22 protein-coding genes and 1 CRISPR repeat array are annotated in these 24,340 nt (G+C 38.1%); of the genes, 4 read left to right on the forward strand and 18 right to left on the reverse strand.

Annotation, left to right across the window (positions count from 1 at the left end; genetic code table 11):
* Positions 1–410: 410 nt before the first annotated feature.
* The 5 genes from KI375_RS17950 to KI375_RS17970 all read right to left on the reverse strand — a co-directional run bounded on the left by KI375_RS17950 (position 411) and on the right by KI375_RS17970 (position 4,613).
* Positions 411–947 carry a class I SAM-dependent methyltransferase gene (locus KI375_RS17950; RefSeq protein ID WP_212974817.1) on the reverse strand — a complete coding sequence of 179 codons (537 nt, stop codon included), beginning with the start codon at positions 945–947 and terminating at the stop codon, positions 411–413.
* A 165-nt stretch (positions 948–1,112) separates the two neighbouring features.
* On the reverse strand, positions 1,113–1,841 hold the full coding sequence (tatC, locus tag KI375_RS17955) for a twin-arginine translocase subunit TatC (RefSeq protein WP_212974818.1): 729 nt from the start codon (positions 1,839–1,841) through the stop codon (positions 1,113–1,115).
* A gap of 11 nt (positions 1,842–1,852) precedes the next feature.
* Positions 1,853–2,074, reverse strand: coding sequence for a twin-arginine translocase TatA/TatE family subunit (tatA, locus tag KI375_RS17960; protein ID WP_212974819.1), 222 nt, complete (start codon positions 2,072–2,074; stop codon positions 1,853–1,855).
* 14 nt (positions 2,075–2,088) lie between these two features.
* Positions 2,089–3,804 (reverse strand): GMC family oxidoreductase, encoded by a 1,716-nt coding sequence (locus KI375_RS17965; protein ID WP_212974820.1) that lies wholly within the window; start codon positions 3,802–3,804, stop codon positions 2,089–2,091.
* 17 nt (positions 3,805–3,821) lie between these two features.
* Positions 3,822–4,613 carry a gluconate 2-dehydrogenase subunit 3 family protein gene (locus KI375_RS17970; protein WP_212974821.1) on the reverse strand — a complete coding sequence of 264 codons (792 nt, stop codon included), beginning with the start codon at positions 4,611–4,613 and terminating at the stop codon, positions 3,822–3,824.
* 214 nt (positions 4,614–4,827) lie between these two features.
* Between KI375_RS17970 and KI375_RS17975 the strand changes: the two genes are divergently transcribed.
* From KI375_RS17975 to KI375_RS17990, 4 genes are all read left to right on the forward strand, one after another.
* Positions 4,828–5,187 (forward strand): DoxX family protein, encoded by a 360-nt coding sequence (locus KI375_RS17975; protein ID WP_212974822.1) that lies wholly within the window; start codon positions 4,828–4,830, stop codon positions 5,185–5,187.
* A 295-nt stretch (positions 5,188–5,482) separates the two neighbouring features.
* Positions 5,483–7,744 (forward strand): DEAD/DEAH box helicase, encoded by a 2,262-nt coding sequence (locus KI375_RS17980; protein ID WP_212974823.1) that lies wholly within the window; start codon positions 5,483–5,485, stop codon positions 7,742–7,744.
* Between the two features lie 174 nt (positions 7,745–7,918).
* The gene (locus KI375_RS17985; RefSeq protein ID WP_212974824.1) at positions 7,919–8,794 is read left to right on the forward strand and encodes an Abi family protein; all 876 of its coding nucleotides are present in this window, start codon (positions 7,919–7,921) and stop codon (positions 8,792–8,794) included.
* A 244-nt stretch (positions 8,795–9,038) separates the two neighbouring features.
* Entirely contained in the window at positions 9,039–9,230 is a 192-nt protein-coding gene (locus tag KI375_RS17990) for a YbxH family protein (RefSeq protein WP_212974825.1), read from the forward strand.
* Between the two features lie 98 nt (positions 9,231–9,328).
* Here the strand turns inward: KI375_RS17990 and KI375_RS17995 are convergent, their stop codons facing one another.
* The 13 genes from KI375_RS17995 to cas8c form a co-directional block, all read right to left on the reverse strand.
* Positions 9,329–10,117, reverse strand: coding sequence for an alpha/beta fold hydrolase (locus KI375_RS17995; protein ID WP_244852809.1), 789 nt, complete (start codon positions 10,115–10,117; stop codon positions 9,329–9,331).
* 90 nt (positions 10,118–10,207) lie between these two features.
* Entirely contained in the window at positions 10,208–10,966 is a 759-nt protein-coding gene (locus KI375_RS18000; protein ID WP_212974827.1) for an ABC transporter ATP-binding protein, read from the reverse strand.
* Positions 10,967–11,031: 65 nt separating this feature from the next.
* Complete coding sequence (locus KI375_RS18005; RefSeq protein WP_212974828.1) at positions 11,032–13,623, reverse strand: ABC transporter permease; 2,592 nt, start codon at positions 13,621–13,623, stop codon at positions 11,032–11,034.
* A gap of 438 nt (positions 13,624–14,061) precedes the next feature.
* Entirely contained in the window at positions 14,062–14,670 is a 609-nt protein-coding gene (locus KI375_RS18010) for a sugar O-acetyltransferase (protein WP_212974829.1), read from the reverse strand.
* Positions 14,671–14,783: 113 nt separating this feature from the next.
* Entirely contained in the window at positions 14,784–16,193 is a 1,410-nt protein-coding gene (locus KI375_RS18015; RefSeq protein WP_212974830.1) for a DHA2 family efflux MFS transporter permease subunit, read from the reverse strand.
* Positions 16,194–16,385: 192 nt separating this feature from the next.
* Complete coding sequence (locus KI375_RS18020; RefSeq protein WP_212974831.1) at positions 16,386–17,378, reverse strand: LLM class flavin-dependent oxidoreductase; 993 nt, start codon at positions 17,376–17,378, stop codon at positions 16,386–16,388.
* A complete protein-coding gene (locus tag KI375_RS18025) occupies positions 17,378–17,680 on the reverse strand; it encodes a DUF3219 family protein (RefSeq protein ID WP_212974832.1) in 303 nt (100 codons plus the stop codon). Before KI375_RS18025 ends, KI375_RS18020 begins: the two co-directional genes overlap by 1 nt.
* A 391-nt stretch (positions 17,681–18,071) precedes the next feature.
* On the reverse strand, positions 18,072–18,647 hold the full coding sequence (locus KI375_RS18030; RefSeq protein ID WP_212974833.1) for a Uma2 family endonuclease: 576 nt from the start codon (positions 18,645–18,647) through the stop codon (positions 18,072–18,074).
* Between the two features lie 148 nt (positions 18,648–18,795).
* A CRISPR array of direct repeats spans positions 18,796–19,414; the repeat unit is 32 nt; unit sequence ATTTCAATCCACGCACCTAAGTAAGGTGCGAC.
* A gap of 167 nt (positions 19,415–19,581) precedes the next feature.
* The gene (gene cas2, locus KI375_RS18035; protein ID WP_212974929.1) at positions 19,582–19,872 is read right to left on the reverse strand and encodes a CRISPR-associated endonuclease Cas2; all 291 of its coding nucleotides are present in this window, start codon (positions 19,870–19,872) and stop codon (positions 19,582–19,584) included.
* A 9-nt stretch (positions 19,873–19,881) separates the two neighbouring features.
* Entirely contained in the window at positions 19,882–20,913 is a 1,032-nt protein-coding gene (cas1c, locus tag KI375_RS18040; protein ID WP_212974834.1) for a type I-C CRISPR-associated endonuclease Cas1c, read from the reverse strand.
* Positions 20,910–21,569, reverse strand: a complete 660-nt coding sequence (gene cas4 / locus KI375_RS18045; protein WP_212974835.1) for a CRISPR-associated protein Cas4 — start codon at positions 21,567–21,569, stop codon at positions 20,910–20,912. The genes cas1c and cas4 overlap by 4 nt, the downstream gene beginning before the upstream one ends.
* Complete coding sequence (gene cas7c / locus KI375_RS18050; RefSeq protein WP_212974836.1) at positions 21,559–22,419, reverse strand: type I-C CRISPR-associated protein Cas7/Csd2; 861 nt, start codon at positions 22,417–22,419, stop codon at positions 21,559–21,561. The genes cas4 and cas7c overlap by 11 nt, the downstream gene beginning before the upstream one ends.
* Positions 22,420–22,421: 2 nt before the next feature.
* Positions 22,422–24,329, reverse strand: coding sequence for a type I-C CRISPR-associated protein Cas8c/Csd1 (gene cas8c, locus KI375_RS18055; RefSeq protein ID WP_212974837.1), 1,908 nt, complete (start codon positions 24,327–24,329; stop codon positions 22,422–22,424).
* Positions 24,330–24,340 lie beyond the last annotated feature (11 nt).

Here is a 24,340-nt window from a genome sequence, read left to right on the forward strand (position 1 = left end):
AGCCGGGAGGCATCCGCCGAAGATTCGATAACCTCCACCTCGTCAACTAATCCTTTAAGATGCTGTTCAAAAAGTCCGGAGAAAATGACCCTAATGCTCGAAGGCTTCGCCGTCTCGAACTTTTACAGTGTCGATGTTACTGATAGGATGTCGGCGCCTTTAGCCGACTTAGCCCTATCCCCTTTTGAACATATCCTCTAGATTTCGATCGTGATTAGTTCTGGCGCTTTATTTTTGAAAACCACTATGCTCCTTTCAATTTTTAAGTAGAAAACAAAATCTATCATACTATATTACTTTTTAATTGGTCAAGATGTGAAGAAAAATGACAAAATATTTTTATCTTCCAGCATTCGTTGTGCGGCATTTTCATAACCAAGTAATAATGCTCAATGTATGACAGATTATTCCTATTTTGGTTTTGTAGCCGTGACACAAACCACTTGGGCTGGCGAGATCTCTTTATATCGAATCTTAATTTGACGGAATCCACTCATTCTCATATTCGTTCTAATCTGTCTTCCAAACTGTTTCGTTTTATGGAGTCGTGCATCTTCTTGGCGCGGCTGCATCGTAATCGCTATTTTTCCACCTGGCTGAAGTGCTCGATAGATGTTTTCAAGACTTGCCTGTTTATCTTGCCATAATGTATAAGTATTCACTGCCAATACTCTTTGATAGCTATTTCGTCGCAGGTCTGCTTCTGAAATATCACTTATAACTAATCTAACCTGTCCTTTCTCCACCTGAGTTTTCAGTCGACGGGTCGCCTCATCCTTCATCGCTTTCGAAATATCGATACCATCAATTTGAATGTTTTGATAATGATTTACTAAATACTCCATACTATATCCAGGCCCATAGCCTACTTCAAGGATATGATCTCCTTGGCGAACTTTTAATTGTTCAATCGTCCATTCATTCAGGGTCTTATTTTCTGTCGCCATTACTTTTCCAACAAACTTTCCAAGCAACCCTTTGGGTAGTTTAAAATCCTCTTTATTGCCTTCAACATTCTACTCACCCTATCTATATTATTATTTCCTCTATTCCCCAAAAGAAGGGTTCGTAATACAAAGAATCCCCCATACAGAGCACGAGGGATTCTTCTTTTATGTTTGCGGCAATCGATCCGCATGTATCGCTTTTTGTTGCTTTTGGAAGACGATTTTTGATAAGCCTATTCCAATCTCATATAAGATAAACAGGGGGATTAAGACAATCAATTGGGATACGAAATCCGGTGGTGTAATAATTGCAGATACGATCGCTAAGACAACATAAGCATACTTCCGAGATTTTGCTAATTGTTTCGGTGTTAAAATTTCAACAGCAGTTAAAAACATTAACACAAAGGGAACCTCAAACAAAAAACCCATCGGAATCGTTGTCATTAGTAAAAAGGAAAAATAACTTTGGGTCGTGATCATCATCTCAAAATTGGTTGTTCCTAGGTTCAGTAAAAATTGATACGAGAACGGAAAAACCACATAGAAACCGAATAACAACCCACCTACAAAACTCAAAAGCATCGCCGGAATAAATTTTAATGCCTTCGCACTCTCTACATCTGTTAAAGCGGGGCGAATAAATTTCCATAGTAACAGGCCAATAAAGGGAGCAGACACCCCTAAACTCAGACTGCCTGCTATCCCTGTGTAAAATCGAATTACATCTAATGGCCCTAACATCGTCAGCTTTTGTTCTTTGGTAACGATTGGAATCATTTTCTGTGTAAAGATCAAAAAGGCAACAAAACAAACAGTAATAAAAAGAAGGGAGTATATGATCACCTTGCGTAGTTCGCCGAGGTGATCTGTTAATGCTCTTTCTTCATCCATATAAGAAACCTCTATTCTTTCGTTGGCTCAGATGCCGCCTGTTCTACTGAAGGAAGTTTCTCCTGTTTTTCTGTTCCTTCCGAGCCCATAATTTCATTTGCTGACTTTTTAAATTCTGATAAAGTTTTACCAAAGGCCGCGCCTATCTCAGGCAACTTCTTCGGTCCAAATACAATTAAGGTAATGATGAGGATGATAATTAATCCTGGGATCCCTATCTGTTGAAAAAACATAGTCGTACTCCTTTCTAGGCTAATTGACCACCTTTTTTACTATATTCAATAATCCCTTCTGCAGCCCGGTAGGCTAAAGCCCCAACAGTACCAGTTGGATTGTATCCGCTATTGTGGGCAAAGGAAGATGCTCCAACAACAAATACATTATCAGCGTCCCACATTTGCGAATAATTATTCACTGCGGAAATCGATGGGTCATCCCCCATAACCACGCCCCCAACGTTATGTGTAGTCTGATAAGGAACAATATCATAATCTGCTAATTTTCCGGAGCTCTGAATCGTATCTGCCCCCATTTCTTTCATCACTTTATCACTTTGTTTATTGAGATACTCATATAGATTTCGATCCTGGCCTGTAAAATTATATGTCATTCGGAGTAGCGGCACCCCATACACATCTTTATAGGTAGGATCTAAATCCAAATAATTATAACGGTATGGCATGGATGCTCCCTCATAGCTCGCCGAGATCGTTCTTGTGTAATACTTAATCGATTTTTGTTTAAATTCCTTCCCCCATAAAGGCGTTCCAGGTGGGACAGGATTATTTCCAATTGGTCGATAGCCAGCTTGAGTGACCGCAAGAGAACCACCATGGATAAAATCAAGATCACTATGATCAAAATTATCACCATTAAAATCGTCGACCACTTCACCAAGGGACCCAGCACCCATATAAGAATTAAAACGTTCTTTCTCAAAAAATCCGGTTGTGCCTGGCACCATTTGATAACAATAATTTCTTCCAATTACCCCTTTTCCTGTATCAGGATCATATGGTTGGCCAATATTGGACACGAGTAAAAGTTTATTATTATTCATTACATAACTTGTTAGAACAACAACATCAGCAGGCTGAATATATTCCTCTCCCTTTAAAACATCGATATATCTAACCCCTGTTGCTTTACCGCCTTCATGAATAATCTCCAACACATTGGCATATGTTCTTAGTTCAAAGTTCCCGGTCTTTTTCGCTGTCGGAATAACCGTGATATTCGGACTTGTCTTGGCCCCATACTCACAGCCAAATCGTTCACAGAATGCACAATATTGACAAGCATTTATTTTTTCACCATCCGGATTCGTATAATCCTCCGACAAATTGGCAGAAGGCATGGAAAAAGGATGAAGTCCCATTTTTTCCGCTGTCTCTTTAAATTTCTTCGTGATAACGGTCTTTTTCATTGGCGGAGTAGGGTAATCTGCACTTCGTTTCCCACCTAAAGGATTCGGTTCACCAGATAAACCACATGTTTTTTCAAATTTATCATAATAGGGTTCTAATTCATCATACGTGATCCCCCAATCTTGAATGAGGTAATCCTTTTTAATCTTATTTTTCCCGTATTTTTCAATTGTTTTCGATTTTATTTCAAAATCATAAGGCAAAAAGCGAAAGGTATGTCCATTCCAATGAATTCCTGATCCTCCCACACCTTCACCAAGAAGGAACGACCCTAATTGACGCATCGGCAATGCCCGCTGATCCTGTTTATTTCGAAAGGTAATGGTTTCCTTTGACATATCCTGCATCAGATCATAGCGCATAGCATACCGTAATTCATCATGGACCATAGAGAAGTCTTCAGCATTCCGCTTATCGCCACCCCTTTCCAGCCCAATCACATTTAAGCCCTCTTTGGCACATTCAGCGGCGATAATTCCGCCTGTCCAGCCTACTCCAACGGTTACTACATCTGTTTTCGGTAAAGTTTTTGCCATATCGTGATCATCCTTTCTTAGCCATTCGATTCTTTCTTTTTTGGAGCCGGCATATGAGACGTTAAACTAACTGGTTCTATTTCTAGAAAATCAGTCGCTTCGATTTTATCCAAATAACTCATTTGATTTCCTGGGAAACCTTTCATCTTCCAGCCTGCCATATCACGGTTGCCGCCATAAAGTGGATCGGCATATACACCTTCTAACACAGCCATTCGAAATAAGGTAAAGAAATCATTTGAAGTTACTCCCTTCATTTTGACCTCGCCTTTTTCGAAATCAGTTAAAACCTTGTCTTGTTCGTCGTCACTTAATTCTGTGAATTTTTTCTTATATTTTTCTTGACTATGGGATTGGATTTTTGAAATGCCTTGGCTAAAAATCTCATTTCTTCTTAAATGGGATTGGAATCCTTGTGTTTCGATTCCTGGATAGAATGGACCCATCATATAATCACGTGCATTATTTCCCCATGTACCCGCTAATTGGTGATCAATATAGTAAGGTACATCTAGATCAATCGCCCCTGGGCCAAGATCATCTTCCGGAAAAATACGCTCCGCCGCTTGTGAAAGAACGGTAAATTCTTCTGGATTTGAAAAATACATCATGGCACGTTGATAACTTACCTCAGGACCTTTACCTGAATCTTGCTCTGGTGAAGTTTGTCCTTTTTGATTTGTTTTAAGCGTTTGTTGGGTAATGAGCCCCCCTAGGACGCCCCCTCCAACAACACCTCCAGCAACGTATCCACCTTTACGAATAAACTCTCGCCTTGTCAAGCCCTTTTTATCTTGTTGATCACTCATTTGCATACTCCTTTCAGTGAATGTTAAAAAGTATTATTTACAATATCAGGGAAATTACGCATAAAAAGAGAAGAATTTTACAATAAAACCTAAAAACCTAGTTCGCTGGAATTCAGGTTCATAAATGGGGATACAAATTTTCAGGTCCTGTTTGTCCAAACAGCTGCATACAATGGAGATATACGAAAGAAATATGTAAAAAAGGGGAGCGGAAATGACTCATTTACCGTTAAAATACCTTCGTTATGTGGTTGCCTATGTGTTTATCGTCTCAGGTTTAATGAAAATAGTAAGTTCGGAGCTTGGGAGCTATTTTATCCAATTAGGATTGCCTTTTCCCGAAATCACATTGTATATCGTTGCATTTACCGAATTGATTGCAGGTGTTTGTCTCTTATTCAAGATCATGCCAAAGCTTGCAACCATTCCATTAATAGCAGTCATGATCGCGGCCATTGTGATCACGAAAATCCCGATCCTCTCTACAGACTTTATGAAATTCCTTTTTGAAGCAAGACTCGATATTACGATGCTTGTTTTATTGATTGTTTTGTATAAATTGGAAATAGATTAATTTTAGGGGCTGAGCCGCATACAATTGAAAAGGCTCCCCCCTTACCTTGTCCACTAAAAAAAGAAGAGAGACGCTACATATCTTGATGAATGTATATAGAATTAGGCTCAGCTGATCAAATTCAATTTAAGTAAATTAACCTAAATTACTCGCACATTGAACTGATTTAAGTCAAGTTGTAAAAAAAGACATATTTTCTGGCTGATTTTTTGATTATAAGATCCTTCATGGCTATATAATTTACGAAAATTGAGTATAATAGAGAGATACTTCGATTTAATAGAGGGATCCATAAATGCTTGATTATGAAGAACTACAAAAAGAAAATAAATATTTGAAAAAGTTAATGGCTGAAATAATGCATCATCAAAACATGGATGATTCTCATAGAATACTAACCAAAAGGTCTCCTTTATCAGAGAAAACACGGCTTTTAAGGGAGTTATTTAAGGGCCGCAATGATGTATATGCACTTCGCTGGGAATCAAAAAGTGGAGAGAAGGGTTACAAACCAGCTCGCCAAAAATCCCATATAAAATATGACCAGACTCAAAACCGAAAACATCTTCCCCTAACAGATCAGGTATTAGTTGAACATATGAAGGGAAAAAAGACAATCGGCATTTACCCGTTGTTAAAAAATGAAACATGTATGTTTTTAGCCATTGATTTTGATAAAAAAGAGTGGAAAAAGGATGTTTTGACTTTTTGTGAAACCTGTAAGGGATTAGATATTCCTTATCATGTGGAAAGATCTAGATCAGGAAACGGAGCACATATTTGGATTTTCTTTTCCTCCCCTATCTCCGCTAAGACGGCTAGAACATTAGGTATGACCCTTTTAAAAGAAACAGCAAAAAACAAAGCCGAATTTCAATTAGAATCTTTCGATCGTTTATTCCCAAACCAAGATACGATGCCAGATGGAGGCTTTGGAAACCTGATCGCATTACCTCTGCAAAAAGAACCTGGGCAAAAGGGAAATAGCTTGTTTATAGATGAAAATTTCACACCTTACCCAGATCAATGGTTATACTTATCAACAGTTCGAAAAATGACCAAAGAAGAGATTGACCGTGTCATATATTCAAAATATAGATCATTGAGTGATGAGGAAAGCGGGCTCAAATATATCTCGAAAACTATCCATATTACTCTAAAAAATGGTATTTTCATAAAAAAAGCGGAACTGCCTTCAACTCTTTTAAAAGAGATCATAGGTATCGCTTCATTTAGTAATCCACAATTTTATAAAGCAAAACAAAACCGTTTTTCTACAAAAGGAATCCCAAGAGTTATCGAATGTGTTGATGAAGAACATGAAAATCTTATTCTGCCACGAGGATGTTTTCAAGACCTACTTGATCTGTTCAATAAGCATTCTATAAAAATGGAAATTACAGATGAACAGTACGCCGGAGAGATCATAAATGTGAAATTTCAAGGTGCTTTATCGTCTCAACAAGATGTAGCCGTAAAAACATTGCTAGAATATCAACAAGGTGTCCTTTCCGCTACAACAGGATTCGGAAAAACCGTTTTAGCAACTTCAGTTATCGCTGAGAGAAAGGTTAATACGCTTGTGATTGTTCATCGTACACAATTAATGCAACAATGGGTGGAAAAACTTGCGGCCTTCTTGAAAATACCAACAACTGATATTGGACAAATTGGTGCAGGGAAGAAAAAAATAACTGGATTTATTGATATTGCTACAATTCAAAGCTTAAATTATGGAGACAAGCTAAAATCATTTATTACTCAGTATGGTCAAATCATTGTTGATGAATCCCATATTATTTCAGCTGTTACGTTTGAGTCAGTCTTAAAGAAAATTCGCCCACAATACGTTTTAGGTTTAACAGCGACACCGAAACGGAAAGATGGCATGCATCCTATTATTACGATGCAATGTGGACCTATTCGCTATCAGGTTGATGCAAAGTCACAAGCCCAAGTTCGCCCATTTATTCACCGTTTAGTACCGAGGAAAACAAACTTTCAAACAAAGAAAACAAATTTTAAAGAGGTTTGTGAGGAATTGATTTTAAACGCTGAAAGAAATCAACAAATCTTTGATGATGTTTTAAAATCTTTAGAAAAAGGACGATCACCCATTATTTTAACCAATCGCCTTCTTCATTTGGAAATTTTAACGAAAATGTTTCGGGGATTCGCAAAAAATATTATTGTGTTAGCAGGTAATATGAAGAAAAGGGAACAAAAAAAAGAGCTAGAGAAGCTATCTGAAATCCCTAATCATGAAGAGCGCCTCATTATTGCAACCGGGAATTATATTGGAGAGGGCTTCGATGATGCACGTCTTGACACATTATTTTTAACAATGCCGATTTCTTGGAAAGGCACTTTGCATCAGTACGTTGGACGTCTTCATCGAGAATATGATAGCAAACAGGAGGTTCAAGTTTATGATTATGTTGATGTCAACATTCCGACTTTGCAAACCATGTATAAGAAGCGTTTAAAAGGGTATAAATCAATAGGGTATCTTAATAATGATGAAGAATCTGCCTCAGAACAAATGAGGTTGTTCTAACTGTAAAAAACAGTTAATCCATCGGTAAAGCTTCATGCTCTAAAATTTGCTATTTTTGTTCAAAAAGTTTTTTGACAATTACCATGACACATCGTATAATAAAATTAACAGAACCCACCACGCCTCTTAGCAATGCGTACCAAGGTGGGACTTTTTAATATATGGGGTTATTAAATGAGACCTAATAAAAATGGAAGAATAAAGAAACCGACAACACCTCAGGAACAAATTGAAATTTTTAAAAACAAAAGTCTGAAGATTAAAAACAATAAAAGGACTATTGATATCTTGAGCCGAATCAATTATTACCGTTTTACTGCGTATACACTCACTTTAAAACATAATGAGGTGTTTAAAGAAGGCACAACATTCGAAGATATTTATAGCTTATATGAATTTGACCGAAAATTGCGTGCCTTACTAATAGGTAACCTTGAAGTTATTGAAGTTGCTTTCAGATCTCAAATTGCTTCATTTCTCGCGCATACATACGGATCGATGGGATATTTGAACGCCGAAAATTTCATTAATCCATTCTATCATGAAGATATGGTTAGGCAGCTAAATCTAGAAATCCTTCGAAGTAAGGAAGTATTTGTCAATCACCATAAAAGAAAATATGATGGTATGTTTCCAGTGTGGGTAGTTATAGAGGTTACATCATTTAGTTTGTTATCTAAAGTCTATTCAAATATGAAGAACAGGGATAAAGCCACTATAGCAAAGAAGAATTATCAGATACCCTATGAATATATTAAAAATTGGCTTTATTCATTATCGACACTCAGAAACATCTGTGCCCACTATGGCAGAGTTTATAGTCGGCGATTGCCAATCCATCTAAAAATTGATGAACCTGAACGAAGAAAAGGGATCAAAGGGGATACTGTATTTGCTGCTATATTTATAATGGGGAAGCTAATGTTAGATAAAGGAGAATGGGATTCTTTTATAATTTCTTTAAGCGCTTTGCTTGAAAATTATGAAGTGGTAAATTTAGCCGAATTAGGATTCCCTGCAAATTGGGAAAAATTACTACGCTCTTTATAACGGAAGAGCTTATTTATTATCGTTGAATCTTTTCAGCGTAATATTGGAATAAAAACTCTCTAAACTAGTATTTTCCGTCCTACTGAACCACGTATTATGAATTTCAAAGGGGACGAACCTAATGAGTCCTTTTACGCCTACAACAAGAAATCACCTTCACCAATGGTAATTTATTCAACCAATATAAGTTTTATGAACGATGGGAATAATAACCGAAAATATTACCTTGAAAGGGGTACTTGTTTTGGGAGCAATTGAACGAGGTGGATACCTTTTTGAACCAGAGCACAGTGTGATCGCTCAAAATGGCGCCGTTCATGTTTATAAAGATGGAGAATTTGTAGAAGAAATTAAATTTTCCTTTTCCGGGAAATATCCGGAGCTTAACCAAATTGAAGAGCTGGTTGAGGAATATTGCGTTGAAAAAGGGATCTAAACCTAGAAACAACCAACGCGATCGCCTTACCCGAATAAGGTTGAAAAACTATAAAATGGTGAGAGTGCTCCTAGACACTCCCACCATTTTGTCAATCCCTAATTAATTTCATGCAAATGAAGCCTTTGTAATTCTTTTGGGAGTGGTTGTTGGTTTATCCATGCAGCCAATGTTTGATTAAATAAATCGGGATTCACTAGAGGGATGCCATGGCCTACTTTTGGAAAGATCATTCCTTTGCTTTTAGGATGAGCAGACACAAGGTCCTCAGCAGATTTTCGCATCATGTTCTTTTCTTTTTCCCCGATAGTCACTAAAATTTCTGCTCTTGCTTTGGGATAATTCTGTGGAATGGCATAGTTCATATTTTCTTGCAATACCCGGATCAGCATTTCCGTTTTCATTTCCTTGCTTTCTTGAAAATATGTCTCAAAATTCTCCTCATCGATATATAACTCTTTGGACTGAAGTTGCGCAAAGGCACGGTTTTTCACCAGAAATGCAGTCGATTTAACCATTGGACGAATAAAACCACGTAATAGTGAATTCGGTCGAACGAGCGCACTATTTATAACGGCATAATCAATCAGTTCAGGCTCTTGATGCAATATTTCCACTAGTATTTGTGCCCCTAGTGAAAAACCCACGGCGATCACTTTTTTATTCGATCCTCTCATTTTTATCCATCTAATCAATTCTTCTGCGGATTCCTTAATCGAAAAAACACTCTCTTCTCTGCTTCCACCATGTCCTGGCAAATCAGGAATAAGCAGATGGTATTCATTAAAATAGTCTAATTGTTGATTCCACATCCAACCGCTCACCCCACCGCCATGTATGAAAACAAGCAAGGGTCCTGTTTGATCCCCCGCCTCTTTTACAAACATACACATCTCCTCTCTCTCCTCAAAGTCAACCCACTTGTACAAGTTGAGCTTAGGCTAAATTCTTCGCTCTTCAATAATTTTACCCTACTATCACTTTACTGCAAGCTGATCGAGTACACATTTGAGTCGTTCCTGTTCATCCTCAAACTGGGCATGCTGACGCCATTTCTGCTCAATGCTTCCATCTTTTATATAAATAATGCGATCCGCATGTGCTGCTACAGTGGGTTCGTGCGTAACAAACAAAATCGTTTGCCCATAACTCTCCCTCATTTGCTTGAAAAGCTGTAATACTTCCTCTGTCGTAGTCGAATCTAGATTCCCTGTGGGCTCATCTGCTATGAGGAGAGCGGGACGATGGATTAGAGCTCGGGCAATGGCTACTCTTTGCTGTTGCCCGCCCGAAAGCTGGCTGGGAAAATGCTTCCGTCGCTCATATAGGCCAACAAACTCTAGTAATTGTTTGGTCCGTTGCAAAATTTCTTGCTTTTTCAAACCAGCAAGGACAAGGGGAAGGGAAACATTGTCCCATGCCGTAATCCCATGTAACAAGTTAAAAGATTGAAAAATAAATCCCATTTTTTCTCTGCGAAATCGAGTGGAGTGTGGTTCATTGAATAGTAAGTGGTTAACATTTTTGCCTTCAAAATAGATATCCCCTTCGGTAGAGCGTTCCATTCCTCCTAAGATATGCATTAGTGTCGATTTACCAGATCCGCTCGGGCCCATGATGGCGACAAATTCTCCTTTTTCAACTTGGAAATCGACGGAATGCAACGCCACAACACGATTCTTCCCTAGCTCAAATGTTTTGGACAGATTGCTGATTTCTAAGAATGCTTCTGTCAATCTAAAAACCTCCCTGTCTCATAAACTCCATAGTGCAACCCCATACTGAAATGGAACACAGCGTGCTAATCAGCTGTTTTAAATACATCCATAATATGCATTCGCGCTATTTTTCCTGCCGTAGGTATTGTTGATAGCAAGGACAATCCAATCAGTATGAGATATAACACACCCCCATTTCCAAAAGGGATATGGCTAAAGAGCCCCTTAAATCCACTCGAACTATTGTATATTGAAAAGAGTAGAATAATTGCCGTTATTGTACCAATTAGTAAAGATAGAAATGACAGGATAACTCCTTGCCAGGCGATTAACTTCATCATTTGCATGGGGGTTAAATAAATGGAACGCAAAACGGCATATTCGCGTCTCCTTGCATGGATTCCTGCATTAAGTGCGTTTAGTACACCACCTATACCAGCAACGGTTATGATAATCGTAATTCCTTGCAGCATAGCTAGGGCCTGTTGATGTATAGTATCAAACGCTCGAAGCGAGTCTGCCGGCTGGATCCAACCCATCTCCGGATATTCTCGTTGTAAAAGTTGAAGATGTTGCCTCATTTGTTCGTCATAACCATCTTTCATCTCCACTAAAATTTGATCTAAATTACCAGGCTGAATATCAGGATGGCTTTCAGTGATTAATAATTGATTCAGTTGGAATTGATCCATCTCGTCAATAATTTCAACTATTGTAACAGAAGTGGATTGCTCATCGACAATCAATGGTAGAGAATCGCCAATTTGGATTCCTAGTTCATTGGCCATATCTTGCGGCAGAACGCCTGCATCCTCTACTAGGTCATCTGGCAATGAAACTAAGTCCCATTCTGCCAATGCCTGAAAATCTGTTACACCGTAAAATATTAAATGATCTCCACTTGTGGAAGGAGCTTGGGTATCGTGATCATTTAACCTAGCAGCGTGAGAACTCGGTAATGGTAGAACCTTCTCCACCGCTTCTACTTCTTCCATTTCATGCTTTACATACCACGGCATTTCAGCAGAAGGAGTTACATGAAATTCTTGTTCTGCACTGATTAAAAAATCCGCTTGTAATCGTTCGGCATCAGAGGCAGCCTCAGGAGGCTCCACCAATTGAAACAATGTAGCAACAGGAATATATACCATTATCACAAGTGCCATTAAGATTACGGAAAACAGTTGCGCTCTTTCTACCACTAACCTTTGCGCTGATAATCGCAAAAAACGGCTTATCCGCCATTCCGGTAACAAAGTGAACCATCGCAATAAGGCAACACTTAACCAAACTGCTCTACTTAATAGGGCGATGATCAATAGTAGTCCGCCTATCATACTGAACAACACTTTCATATTCATCTCTGTAATACTAGTATTAGTATCCGAAAGCAAAAAACTAGCTAACCAAAATAATAATCCCATTGCAGCAGAAATGATCCACCATATACTTCGATTACTATGTGCAACCTCACTATCCAATGATTCACGGAAACTCTGTACAGGCTCCGTATGACGAACCTTCCTGACAATTCCAAGGGAAGCTAATAGTACAACCAGCCAGGCTCCAAAGGCAATGATTCCCATTCCTATGCCACCACTTGATCGTGCTTCAACGATAAGCTCTAAATCTAATAACCTAGAAGCCCACGCCACTCCTTGGCCACTAAACAACCAAGCGAAGACAAAACCGACTAATGAACCAATTGCTCCGATAATCGCCCACTCGTAAATGACCATTTTCATCAGTTGCTCAGGACTCCCACCCACTGCACGAATAACGGCCAGCTCTCTTAATCGTTCTTGGTATGTTGTTTGCATCATACCGTAAACCAATATCATACTGGCGATAAAGGCAATGACACTTATAATATAGCCAAGCACACGCCAAAAAAGGTATTGTTGTCCTTCTTCTTCCCAGCCTTGAAGAGCATCAATGCGCACATCATTTGGCAGTTGACTACTTAAATCAAATAATGCGATATCCCTATTCACCCCAGGTTCTAGCTCAATCAGTACAGGATTAATTGTTTCTGACAGTCCCAATACTTCTTGTAATGATGGTAAATGAAAGAATACCCAATCATCTACAGCTTTCTCGGTTCTGTTCGTTGGCTCTATAACCTCAGCCACTTTCCAAGTGACATTTTCTCCGCTAAGTAAGTCGATTGTGATGGAATCAGATACCTTTACATCCCAGTGATCGGCCAAAGCTTTGGATATAGCCACTTCATAGTCTGACAAGTCTTGCTCAAATTTGTAATACTCCTTTGTAAGCTTTGCATTATCAACGCCAACATAATGAAACGCTGCATCCTCTATGATAGCGCTTTGATTTTTGTATAAAATGCTGCTCGTCATTTTCCCTTCTAATGCTAGACCGACTGAATGAATTTGCTCAAAGTGATTGATCTCTTCCAGTATGGAAGAATCTAAACCACTCCATTCATCTCCAACTGTAGGAGGAGGTGAACTAATTCTACTATCTGCAGAACCATATTCATTTTCGAATCGTTGCTGCAAATCTTGATTAAACATCATATGTAACTGGAACATGGAACATAATAAACCAACACTTAAGGCGATGGCCAAAATCGAGAATAAGGTTCTTCCTTTTTTGACCAGCAGCATTTTGAGGGATAATTGCCATAGCTTACTAACCACTATATTTTCCATTCCCTTCTGCAAAGGAATTCTGATACCAATATCTCTGGTTCTCCTTTGAGACCCATTAATTGCTTAAATATTTAATCAGCAAGCTTGGAATTTAGGTGAAGTGAATTGGTCGCTTCCCCTTCAGTCAGCTAGTGAAAACGCTTTATAAAATAAAAACTAATTACAAAACTAATAACGCAATCACAACAATTTCTGTTTCGCGCATTAGTTATACTATCTCTCCGGCTTTTGAAAAACTGACTTTTACATCCTTTTGTTAAATTTTTAAAATATTTAAAAAGTATAAGTTAGTGTTAATTGTATAAGCAATCAAAAAACAGAACAATAGTACTTTGGTTTGTTCCCTCAATATAGGTAAATTTACACACACAATAAAATAAAAAAGAAGAGAGAAAGGGGATGAGTTTTTTTACCCTTTCTCTATCTTTATTTTTTAATTTAGAGCTCTTCAGTCTCAATTTTCATATTTCTATGATAAAATTTCAGATCATGCTCATTGATTTCTCGCACAACCCTGCAAGGACTTCCTACTGCAATGACATTAGCAGGAATATCTTTTGTGACGACACTCCCAGCACCGATTACTGTATTCTCCCCAATTCGAACACCAGGAAGGATAATAGCACCTGCACCAATCCAGACATTATCCCCGATGACGACTGGCAAATTGTATTGTGCCGCCTTCCGTCGTAATTCCGGATGAACCGGATGGGTTCCAGCATCAATGATCACATTCGGACCGATTAAAACATTGTTACCGATATGAATGTCTGTATCGTCTACCAAGGTTAAATTGAAATTAGCATAAACATCATTGCCGACATGAGTAAATCGTCCCCAGTTTGCATGAAGGGGTGGCTCGATATACACATTGTCTCCTACTTCAGCGAAGACTTTCTGTAAAAGCTCTTTTCTTTTTTCAACTTCTGAAGGTCTCGTTTGATTAAAATCATAGAGCACCTCCATACATTCTGTTTGTTCTTTTAATAAACCTTCATCATTGCAGCAATATAGCTTGCCATTGTGCATCTTCTCTCTAATATCCATCTGGTTTTCTCCCCCGACTTCAAACGTTTGTCCTATACAATCGTCTCACTTTATCTGTCGTTAGACAATTTCATTATACTAAAGATTCTATAGATTTTATATTAAGCTTTTCCCTAATGCTGTCTTGTTTGCGTATCAAGATTTTGCTGCGGCTTTTTAATAAAGAATGAAAGTACAAAGCCCACAACGGCGAAAATCCCTGCTACTACAAAGGACATATTTACCCCATGAATAACACCATTTATACCTTCATCAGGGCGAGCTGCTGTCGACATAATTGTAACTAATAGGGCTGTGCCTACTGCACCGGCGACCTGGCGCATCGTATTATTCATCGCTGTACCGTGGGGGATTAGATCTTTGGGGAGCTGATTCAGTCCCGCTGTTGTCACAGGCATCATCACCATCGCAATACCAGCCATCCGGCAGGCATTTACAATCGCTAGGTACGCAAAGGTTGTCTGGTCATTAAACATGGTGAACATAAAGGTCGTGATAATAAGAATCGAGAGACCCGTAATCGCTAAGTATCGTGCCCCAAATTTATCAAATAACCTTCCCGTTATGGGATTAGCAATTCCCATAATAATAGCTCCAGGCAGAAGCATTAGACCAGAATGAAGCGCATCAAAACCAAGCATGTCTTGCATAAAAAGTGGAAGAACGACAGCTGCACCAATCATGGAAAGAAATGTCACCATTCCAAGTGCTGTCGTGAGCGCAAACGTTTTATTTTTAAAAACGCGGAATTCCAGCATCGGCTGTTCTAACTTCAATTGTCTCAAAATAAACCATACTAAGGCGATAGCACCAATGATCATAGCAACGATCACATGCATACTTGTCCATCCTCCGCTACCTGCGGAACTAAACCCGTATAATAACCCACCAAAACCAAGGGTTGATAAGATAATCGAAATAATATCCACTTTTGGGAAGGTCCGTTTCGTTACATTTTTTAGTACCATAAAAGCAATCAAAATGTCGATCAAAGCAATCGGTAGCACGATATAGAAAAGACTTCTCCATGGGAATTGTTCCACCATCCAGCCTGACAAGGTTGGACCAATCGCTGGAGCAAACGCGATCACCATTCCGAACATGCCCATCGCAGTACCTCGTTTTTCTTTAGGAAAAATTAAAAATAAAATCGTCTGCATTAAAGGCATAATAATCCCTGCTCCAGATGCCTGTAAAATCCTCCCTGTTAACAATATAGGAAAATTGGTTGCCACCGCACATACGGCGGTCCCTAATGCAAATAACCCCATAGCAATAAGAAACAATTTTCGGGTCGTAAACCGACCAATTAAAAAAGCTGTGATCGGAATCATAATCCCGTTCACTAGCATAAACGCGGACTGCAACCATTGAACCGTACTATATTCAATCTGTAAATCCGCCATAATATGTGGCAACGCTGTCGCCAACAATGTCTGATTTAAGATAGCGACAAACGCACCGGAAATGAGGACAATCATAATCGGTGTCTTTTTTATCTGCACTGGTTGTTCAGATGTCATAGTTTCCCTTCTTTCATAAAATAACCTAATAAATTTCGTGTCTCTAATAAATGACTATCCTGTTATTTTAACAGAGTTTTGAATTTCTTCCACCTCGTTTAGGGAAAACATATGAAACAGCCGAGAATTTTTTGGAAATCAAGGGTGAGGGGCAAACAAAAGATAAGATTTATTTCACCTTTCATACTGATTTCATAGAACTTCTTCTGCTATTAATCGATAAGAGTGAATCCGATCTTTTGAGGAGTGAGTGATCGTTAAAATCATCATTTCATTTGTTTTATAGGCTGTTTCTAACTGGCGGAGGGACTCTGCAACCTCTTGCGGATTTCCAATGATCATATTTTGCTTCATGCCATTCAGTTTTTCCTTTTCCGCCTCCGTTAATTCGTAATTTTTGGCTTCCTCAATAGATGGAATCGATTGACGCTTTCCGATATCTGCTTGTATTTGCCAAATCAACCAACTCATGGCCACTTCCTCTGCCTTTTCGGTTGTTTCTGCGCAAACCACCGAAACAGTTAGCAAAACTTCTGGTAACGAACCGCTCCTCTTAGGTTCAAATGAATCTATGTATTGTTGGATAATCTCGCTGCCATCTTCCTCACTCATAAATTGACCAAATGCATAGGCCAAACCATTTCTGGCAGCAAGCACTGCACTCTTTTGACTTGTTCCAAGCAGCCAAGTCTCTGCTGGAATTTGTGGGACAGGTGTAGCAGTCACTTTTGAAAACTCATGGTCTTTTGGGAAATCATGATGGAGAAAATGAAGTAAATCATCAAGGAGATCTGGCATCTTATAAACTTGTTGTAAAAAATTATCTGATAAAGCATTCGTTGCCTCAGCTGATCCACCTGGTGCACGCCCGATCCCAATATCGATCCGGTTCGGAAATAAGGTAGCCAATAAATTAAAAGTCTCCGCTACTTTATAAGGTTTATAATGGGGTAATAGGGTTGCACCTGAACCAATTCGAATCTTACTAGTATGAGCACCAATGAAACTCAGCATCACTTCAGGTGCAGGACAAGCAAGCCCAGGAAGATCGTGATGTTCAGCAATCCAATATCGGGTATACCCGAATTTCTCTCCAGCCTGCGCCAAATTCATCGATTCATACAACGCATCCTTTGCGGATTGATTGGATGAAATCGGGGACTGATCTAATATGCTGATTCTCATCACTGTCTCCTCCTCTCTTCATTTTTCACTCCAAGCAAGCTTACATAATAGTCGCCAACTTCTCCTTCTTTATATAAATTATCCATCGAAGTATAGTACTCTTGAATAGCTCCTCTAAATGTAATCCCTTTTTCAGGAACTTCTATATCAAAAATCTCTTCATATAAAAGCGTAGCAATATCATGATAATTTTCACTTGTTACTTTAAAATTAATTTTAATGTTCAACAAACCATCTTGCCAATTCTCTTTATATTGATCTACATTAATAACGGTATGATTTAGAATGATCTTCGAGACCAACGAACTCTCCTCCTTTAAATAGATCGAGTATGACCGTGAATAAGATATATCCGTAGGTAATGAATAGTATCAGTAGGGCGGTTTAATAGAAGTAAATTGCAGTCCACTTTCAATAAATCTTATTTTCAAACTATTCCACCTCAAACTTACTCTTGCCACTTGATGGCCATAGCTATCTCATCTTATAGCAGCACTGGTTAACTCGATATTTAATGCTTTCCACGCTCTCTCTACACTGCGAGGTAATTTTTTCTAAAGTAATTTGTTAGCTAGGTCTACTCAATCGATTTTACAAAAAAACCGAGTGATAATATATCGCACTCGGGGGAATTTTATAGGCTTACAATTTTCTATATAAGGTTCCAAAATATGCGGAAATTTATGAAATATTCTAGATTCCATTATCTCTAAAAACATCTTTCAGATTTATTGATAAATCATCAACGATCCCTACGTTAATAACCTCATTATTGGCATATGTACCACCCTGTTTATAAAGGTTATTCTCGAGTTTATAAATATCAATTATTTCATGTGCGGGATCAACAATCCAATATTCTTTCACACCCGCTCTTTGATATCGGTTAAATTTAATCATTTTATCTATTTTAGCAGTGGACTTTGATAGGATTTCAACAATTAAATCTGGAGCACCTGAAATGTAATTTTCTTGTATCTTAGTTTTATCACATACAATCATAATATCTGGTTTGACCCATTCATTTTCTTGCGTTACATCCCTTTTTCCACAGAGACAAACATCCATTTCTCCAAGAACCATACATTTTTGGTTTCTAAAAAAAAGATTAAATTCAGTAGCAAGCTCCATCGCAATTGCTTGATGTTTTACATTTGGGGAAGGAGACATATTATAAATTTGTCCATCAATCACCTCATATTGGATATCATCCTCTAATTCCATATATTGAGCATACGATAAAGAATTGCTTTCCTGTGGTAATACCATCATGATCTCTCCTCGTATTCTATATTAAAAAACAAAGAAGTTCTCTTTGAAAACTAATAACAGTACTGCTCTCAAGGATGTTCAAGGAACTATACTAACATAAGGTGCAACGGTTAACTTAAGTTTAGTGTACTTAAGTTGACCAATAATTTCAATCCACGCACCTAAAAAAGGTGCGACGGTGCATACCGGTCTAAAAGACCCATTAGCTTTATTTCAATCCACGCACCTAAGTAAGGTGCGACGTCACGCCCGAGGACATTTCCGACTGGCTTACCATTTCAATCCACGCACCTAAGTAAGGTGCGACATTAAAATTTTCACTCTTAGGATTTTTCCAGTTATTTCAATCCACGCACCTAAGTAAGGTGCGACAAATGCCATCAAAGAAAGTGATCCATATTTATTTATTTCAATCCACGCACCTAAGTAAGGTGCGACTGCATCAGAGACCGCAATCTCACATTGCTCATTATTTCAATCCACGCACCTAAGTAAGGTGCGACGCAAGTTGAACAGGAGGCTATGTAATGCAAACGAATTTCAATCCACGCACCTAAGTAAGGTGCGACTTTATGTACTTATTAATGAGATTCAATTTTAGTATTTCAATCCACGCACCTAAGTAAGGTGCGACCTATTTAAATGTTCGTGTTTAGGTCGTTTTTTAATTTCAATCCACGCACCTAAGTAAGGTGCGACGATATCCAAACGGCTGTTAAGCAATATCAGAAAATTTCAATCCACGCACCTAAGTAAGGTGCGACAGCGATTTTTTAGAAAACAGTCCTAAAAAAGACTAATTTCGTCGAAATCTCATTGTATTAAAATATTAATTAAATAAAATTCAATCAAAACATGTAATAATGCACCTCTAAAGTATTAAAAACAGGTGCGAATCCTCCAAAGAATTCATGTGCGCATGGCATTCGCACTAAAAAAACAATGGTCCTTCTATATCAATTGATTCCTTGATTCCAATATGTTCAACTTTCGTCTTATAATTATTTCCTAACCGATAAAAGCGAAGACTATCCTGATTTTCATCAATAATATTAGCTAGTTCAAATTTTAAAGTTGTATATTGTGTTGTATCTACGACACATTCAAACACTGAATTTTGGACTCTTTGCCCATAATTTTGACAGGTCTTCGAGACTTTGCGCAATCTCTTTCTTCCTTCTCCACTTGTTGTGCTCACATCATATGTAATTAATACTAAGATCTCTTTCACCTACTTCCATAGAAAAGGAGGATACTCGTCCAAATCATTACGTAAATATCGTGATAATAATATAGCTTGAGCATGGGGGACGAGTCCCCATGTAATTTTTTCACCTAAAAAAGGATGGGTGATCTTTTCCTGCTTTTTATTTTGCCATGATGCTAAAAATCTCTTTCTCGCATCATCTGTCATAATCACAGCCCCATTTTCTTTCTTTACAAAATCACTTTTATTGATCACTTTTTTATTAATCAACGATAATACGAATCGATCTGCATAGACACCACGGAGTTCTTCCATGACGTCAAGGGCTAAAGATACCCTTCCAGGCCGATCTCGATGTAAAAAACCAACATAAGCGTCCAAACCCACGCCTTCTAAAGCGGATGCAACATCATTCGCTAAGAGTGTGTAAGCAAGAGATAACATAGCATTGACATTATCTAAGGGAGGTCGGCGTGAACGAAATTTAAAATAAAAATCATCTTTTTGCTGCAATATCATCTGATCAAACATTTTATTGTAACTAATCGCAGCCTGTCCTTCCCATCCTCTTAAACTTTCAAGATCTTCACATTCTCTAACAGATTGAATAATAGCTGATAGTGATTGGGAGGTTTGCTTAAATTGAGCTACATCCACTCGCACAGGATAATCCCTGGTCATTCTTTCCAATATCCATTTATTATTGTATATTTTTCCTATAATAAAGTTACGAGCGATCAACGCAGATGACGTCTCATCATCTGAAATACGATATTGTTTTTTCCTTAATACCACATTTCCTCTACTTTCCCCTATCACTCTTGCTAGAAACCTACCATTCATTGTCATAAAAACTATTGAAATATTCCTATCGGCACAATACCCCATTAAAGCTGGACTAGCCCCAGTATAACCAAACGATACAATCGATTCTAAATTATGAAGGGGTAATCTACCTAGTCGATCGTTCTCTTTTAAAAGAACAATATTATCTCCGTCCAGAGATAAATAAACATCTGGTTGCATCACAAATAATGTATTAAGCAATTTTCTCATTCTTTTATTTTCCCTTCAATATAGCTTCTTACAGAGCGCTTATTCATTAAATTTGGCAAACATATATTTTGAAGAGAACAACTTTTACAGAATACACCTGTTTTCACTTTTGGTGTATGTCTTCGCTTATAATAATCATGCATTTCTGCTGTTATCCTTTTAACCTTATCCTTAGTTTCTTTTGTTAAAGGAATTTCCACGCGATGCTTGATTTCATTATAGTAGAGGTACCCAGTGTTTATTTCACAAAGTAGCATTTCTTCCAAACACATCGCCTGGGCGGTCAGTTGGAAAATATCTGATTCATTCTTTTTTGGCTTACCTCGCTTATACTCAACGGGATAAGGGGAAAACTTCCCCTCAACGCCATTGAGCTCTATCCCATCTTGGTCTTTTATAAACTCGACTACATCACAAACACCCGTTATGCCAAGTTCCTTTGATTTTACCGGCATCGCCCTAACAATTAGTTGATTTCCCCGTTTCTCTCTAATAAAAGGTTGATCCGCTTTTTTATGTAAGTGTTGGCCCTCTACTGTTTTTACATTTTCTTCCCATTGTTGTTCTATATGAATAAGGGCCCATTGCCTCCTACAAAATTCAAAGTGTTGAATACCTGATAACATAAGGTACTGATCTTCATCATTATAGACCATCTAATATCTCAACTTTTAAACCTTCTAAATCACTTAAAGTAACAGTGTAATCCTCAAATTTTTTTGGTTCCTCAACATTCGCTTTTACATTAAGTGAACGGTGCACTTTAGCTGATGAATATTGGCCCAATTTGGAAGAGTGTTCCCACCAATATACCTTATTGATTTCCATACTCCCTTCAGGACGTGCCGAAGATGAATCGTTTTCAAATAATGTAACAAGTGCCTGCTTAATTTTGTCTGCATCCAAATTCGTAAATTCCGTTTTTTCAGCTAACTGTGTATTGATACTGCCGTGAAAGACATATACGCCAAAATCCACACGATGCTTCATTCCCATTGTGTCTGATCCTCGATCTTTTCCTGGCTCAGAATTAACACTTTTCGTTATCTGCATACTCGTAATGTCAATAGGATCAACACTCGTAGCTGTTTGTATGGAAACCGGTCCTCGTACACCAACGGAAACACCTTTGCCGGCGCCACCTTTAAATGCAAAAACTTGCCCAAAGCTCCTTACATCAATCCATTCGTTACAAGCAATTGTTGCATACTGTTCCACAGCATTATCTTTTGATTTTAGTGCTTTTATAAGCTCTTCCTTTGCTTCGGCCCGTTCTCTTAAGCTACTAAACTGATCTACTCTCCTGTCATTGGACTGAACAAAAATAGGCTCTCCCATATCAAGCAAGCGATTTCTAATTTTTCTTTTAAGAGCTACATCGGAAATTTCTCCATACCCATCATAATTTTGACGTGGTCGATTCCCATTCAAAGGGTCTCCATTTGCATTTGCCTTTGTTACAGATAAAACAACTGAAAAATCGATTTTATGATCTAAAACTGCCATATTTAGTTCTCCTCCCCATTTTTCACTTCTTCTGTTGCTGTACCCCTTTTCTGATACAACGCCTCTCTTTGACTATAAAAACCCAATAAATACTTTCCAGACAGAGGTCTATTGTTAAAATCCTCCATTTTAATTTTTGCTCCCACTTGATCGATTAATTTATTATAAAACCATACTCGTTCCCCTAGACGTGCTTGGTATGGTTGTAAAGCTGTTTGAATTGTCTTCCACGTTCTTTCGGGATGTTGTGAGAAAGAATTCATATATCTGCGTGCATTTGTGGCCCGTTTATCACTTGAATCTAGTGCGTTTCTTTCTAGTACATCTGCGATAGCAAGAAGACGGCCAAATAAATAATCACGATCCTCATTCTCAATATCCAATGCCATGGGGTATCCCTCCTTTTTCTCAATTAGAGATTTATTGATTAATGCACAAGCAATGCTTAATGTCTTTTCCCATTCCCAATTCTCCATTGAAATCGGATTAGAAGCCCTTTGATAAGCACTTCTAATAATATCCTTAGGAACTTTTTGACCATCCACGATGCAGGGCAACATTCTCTCCATCAAACCCTTGATCACTTTATCATTACCCCTAGGTCCATACGCAGCAAATGCTATATCTTTGGTAGCCGGGGCTCCGCAAAATTGGACAAATTCATTTTGATCATTTTTTCTATATCGATGGAGCCATGTACAAGTAGAATGCCACTCTTTTAAACGATCTAAATAGAGTTCTTTATCTATATTTCGGTAATATAGCACAGCCATCCGACCGGTTGTTGCTGAATCTAACACCAAAATATTGACTTTGGACAGCTGTTTAAGATCATTTTTATAGCCATCAATGGCCTTTGCAATTTCATTAGCATATTCTTCAAGTGTATCGGATTCCTTTTTAGTTCGTTGGATATTCGGATGAATCGAAAAGCTATCAGTAGTTAGATCAGGGACAAGGGAAGCATCATTTCCCCAAACAAGAAAAACTCGTTGATCAACCATTTTCCCTTGCTTATTAATCAGCCATTTTAATGCATTATGCGCTTTTTGCGACACTTCATAACTGATGCTGGCGGCTTCATTCCCTTTATTAAAACGACCTCTAAATGTAAAACCGCTCATATCATTGGCTGAAATCAATTTAGCTTTATCTGCCGCATTTCTAATTTTATTCGCATGCCTTTCTGTACTCGGCTGACTCTCACCCGTGACAAAGCAAAGATCTTCCTCACCTAACATCTCTTGATAGAAGCGTACAAACGAATCAAACATCTCTTTGTCTTCCCAAACTTTGGTTAAAATTTGGTTAGGGGAGTGTATATTAAATCTGACAAACGCACTTTCCTGATCCCCAGCAATGACTGTGAATATTTTAGGTTTTTCTCCATGAAGTTCTTCATACTTTTTATCCCACTTATTAATTAATTGGTCATTCTTATCCAAATACAAAACTTTTTCTCTCACTAAATCCTGAATTAACTTGCCTTCACCTAAGTATTGATAAATTGCCTTTACTTTATTGTTTGCATACATAGAATTCGCCCATTCCTTTAATTGGGCAATATAGAAAGTAAAGGGTTCTTCTTTCTTTATTTTTCCACCGTAAGCAACAAAGTCCCCAGCCACATAACTTAACTTATCATGTAATGGATAAGGGGCTATTTTTGAACCCGCTCGACTTGCAGAATCATCTGTACAGGGGATAAGAGTACTCGCATTATTTTTTTCTACCACTTCAGCGGAATGAAATTCTCCATCCTCAGTGATAGTAACTTCTATATGAGCATTCTGTGTTGTATGGGAGATCGGAAGAAGAGTATACTCTTGGCCATTCTTTCTCTTTTTTATCTCCCCGACATGATCAGTATTTGCCTGGTATGTTTCATATAAATTTAATAACCAACTCACTTGTTCACCCC

This window comes from Bacillus sp. J14TS2 (assembly GCF_018333015.1).
Taxonomy (GTDB): domain Bacteria; phylum Bacillota; class Bacilli; order Bacillales; family Bacillaceae_C; genus Lederbergia.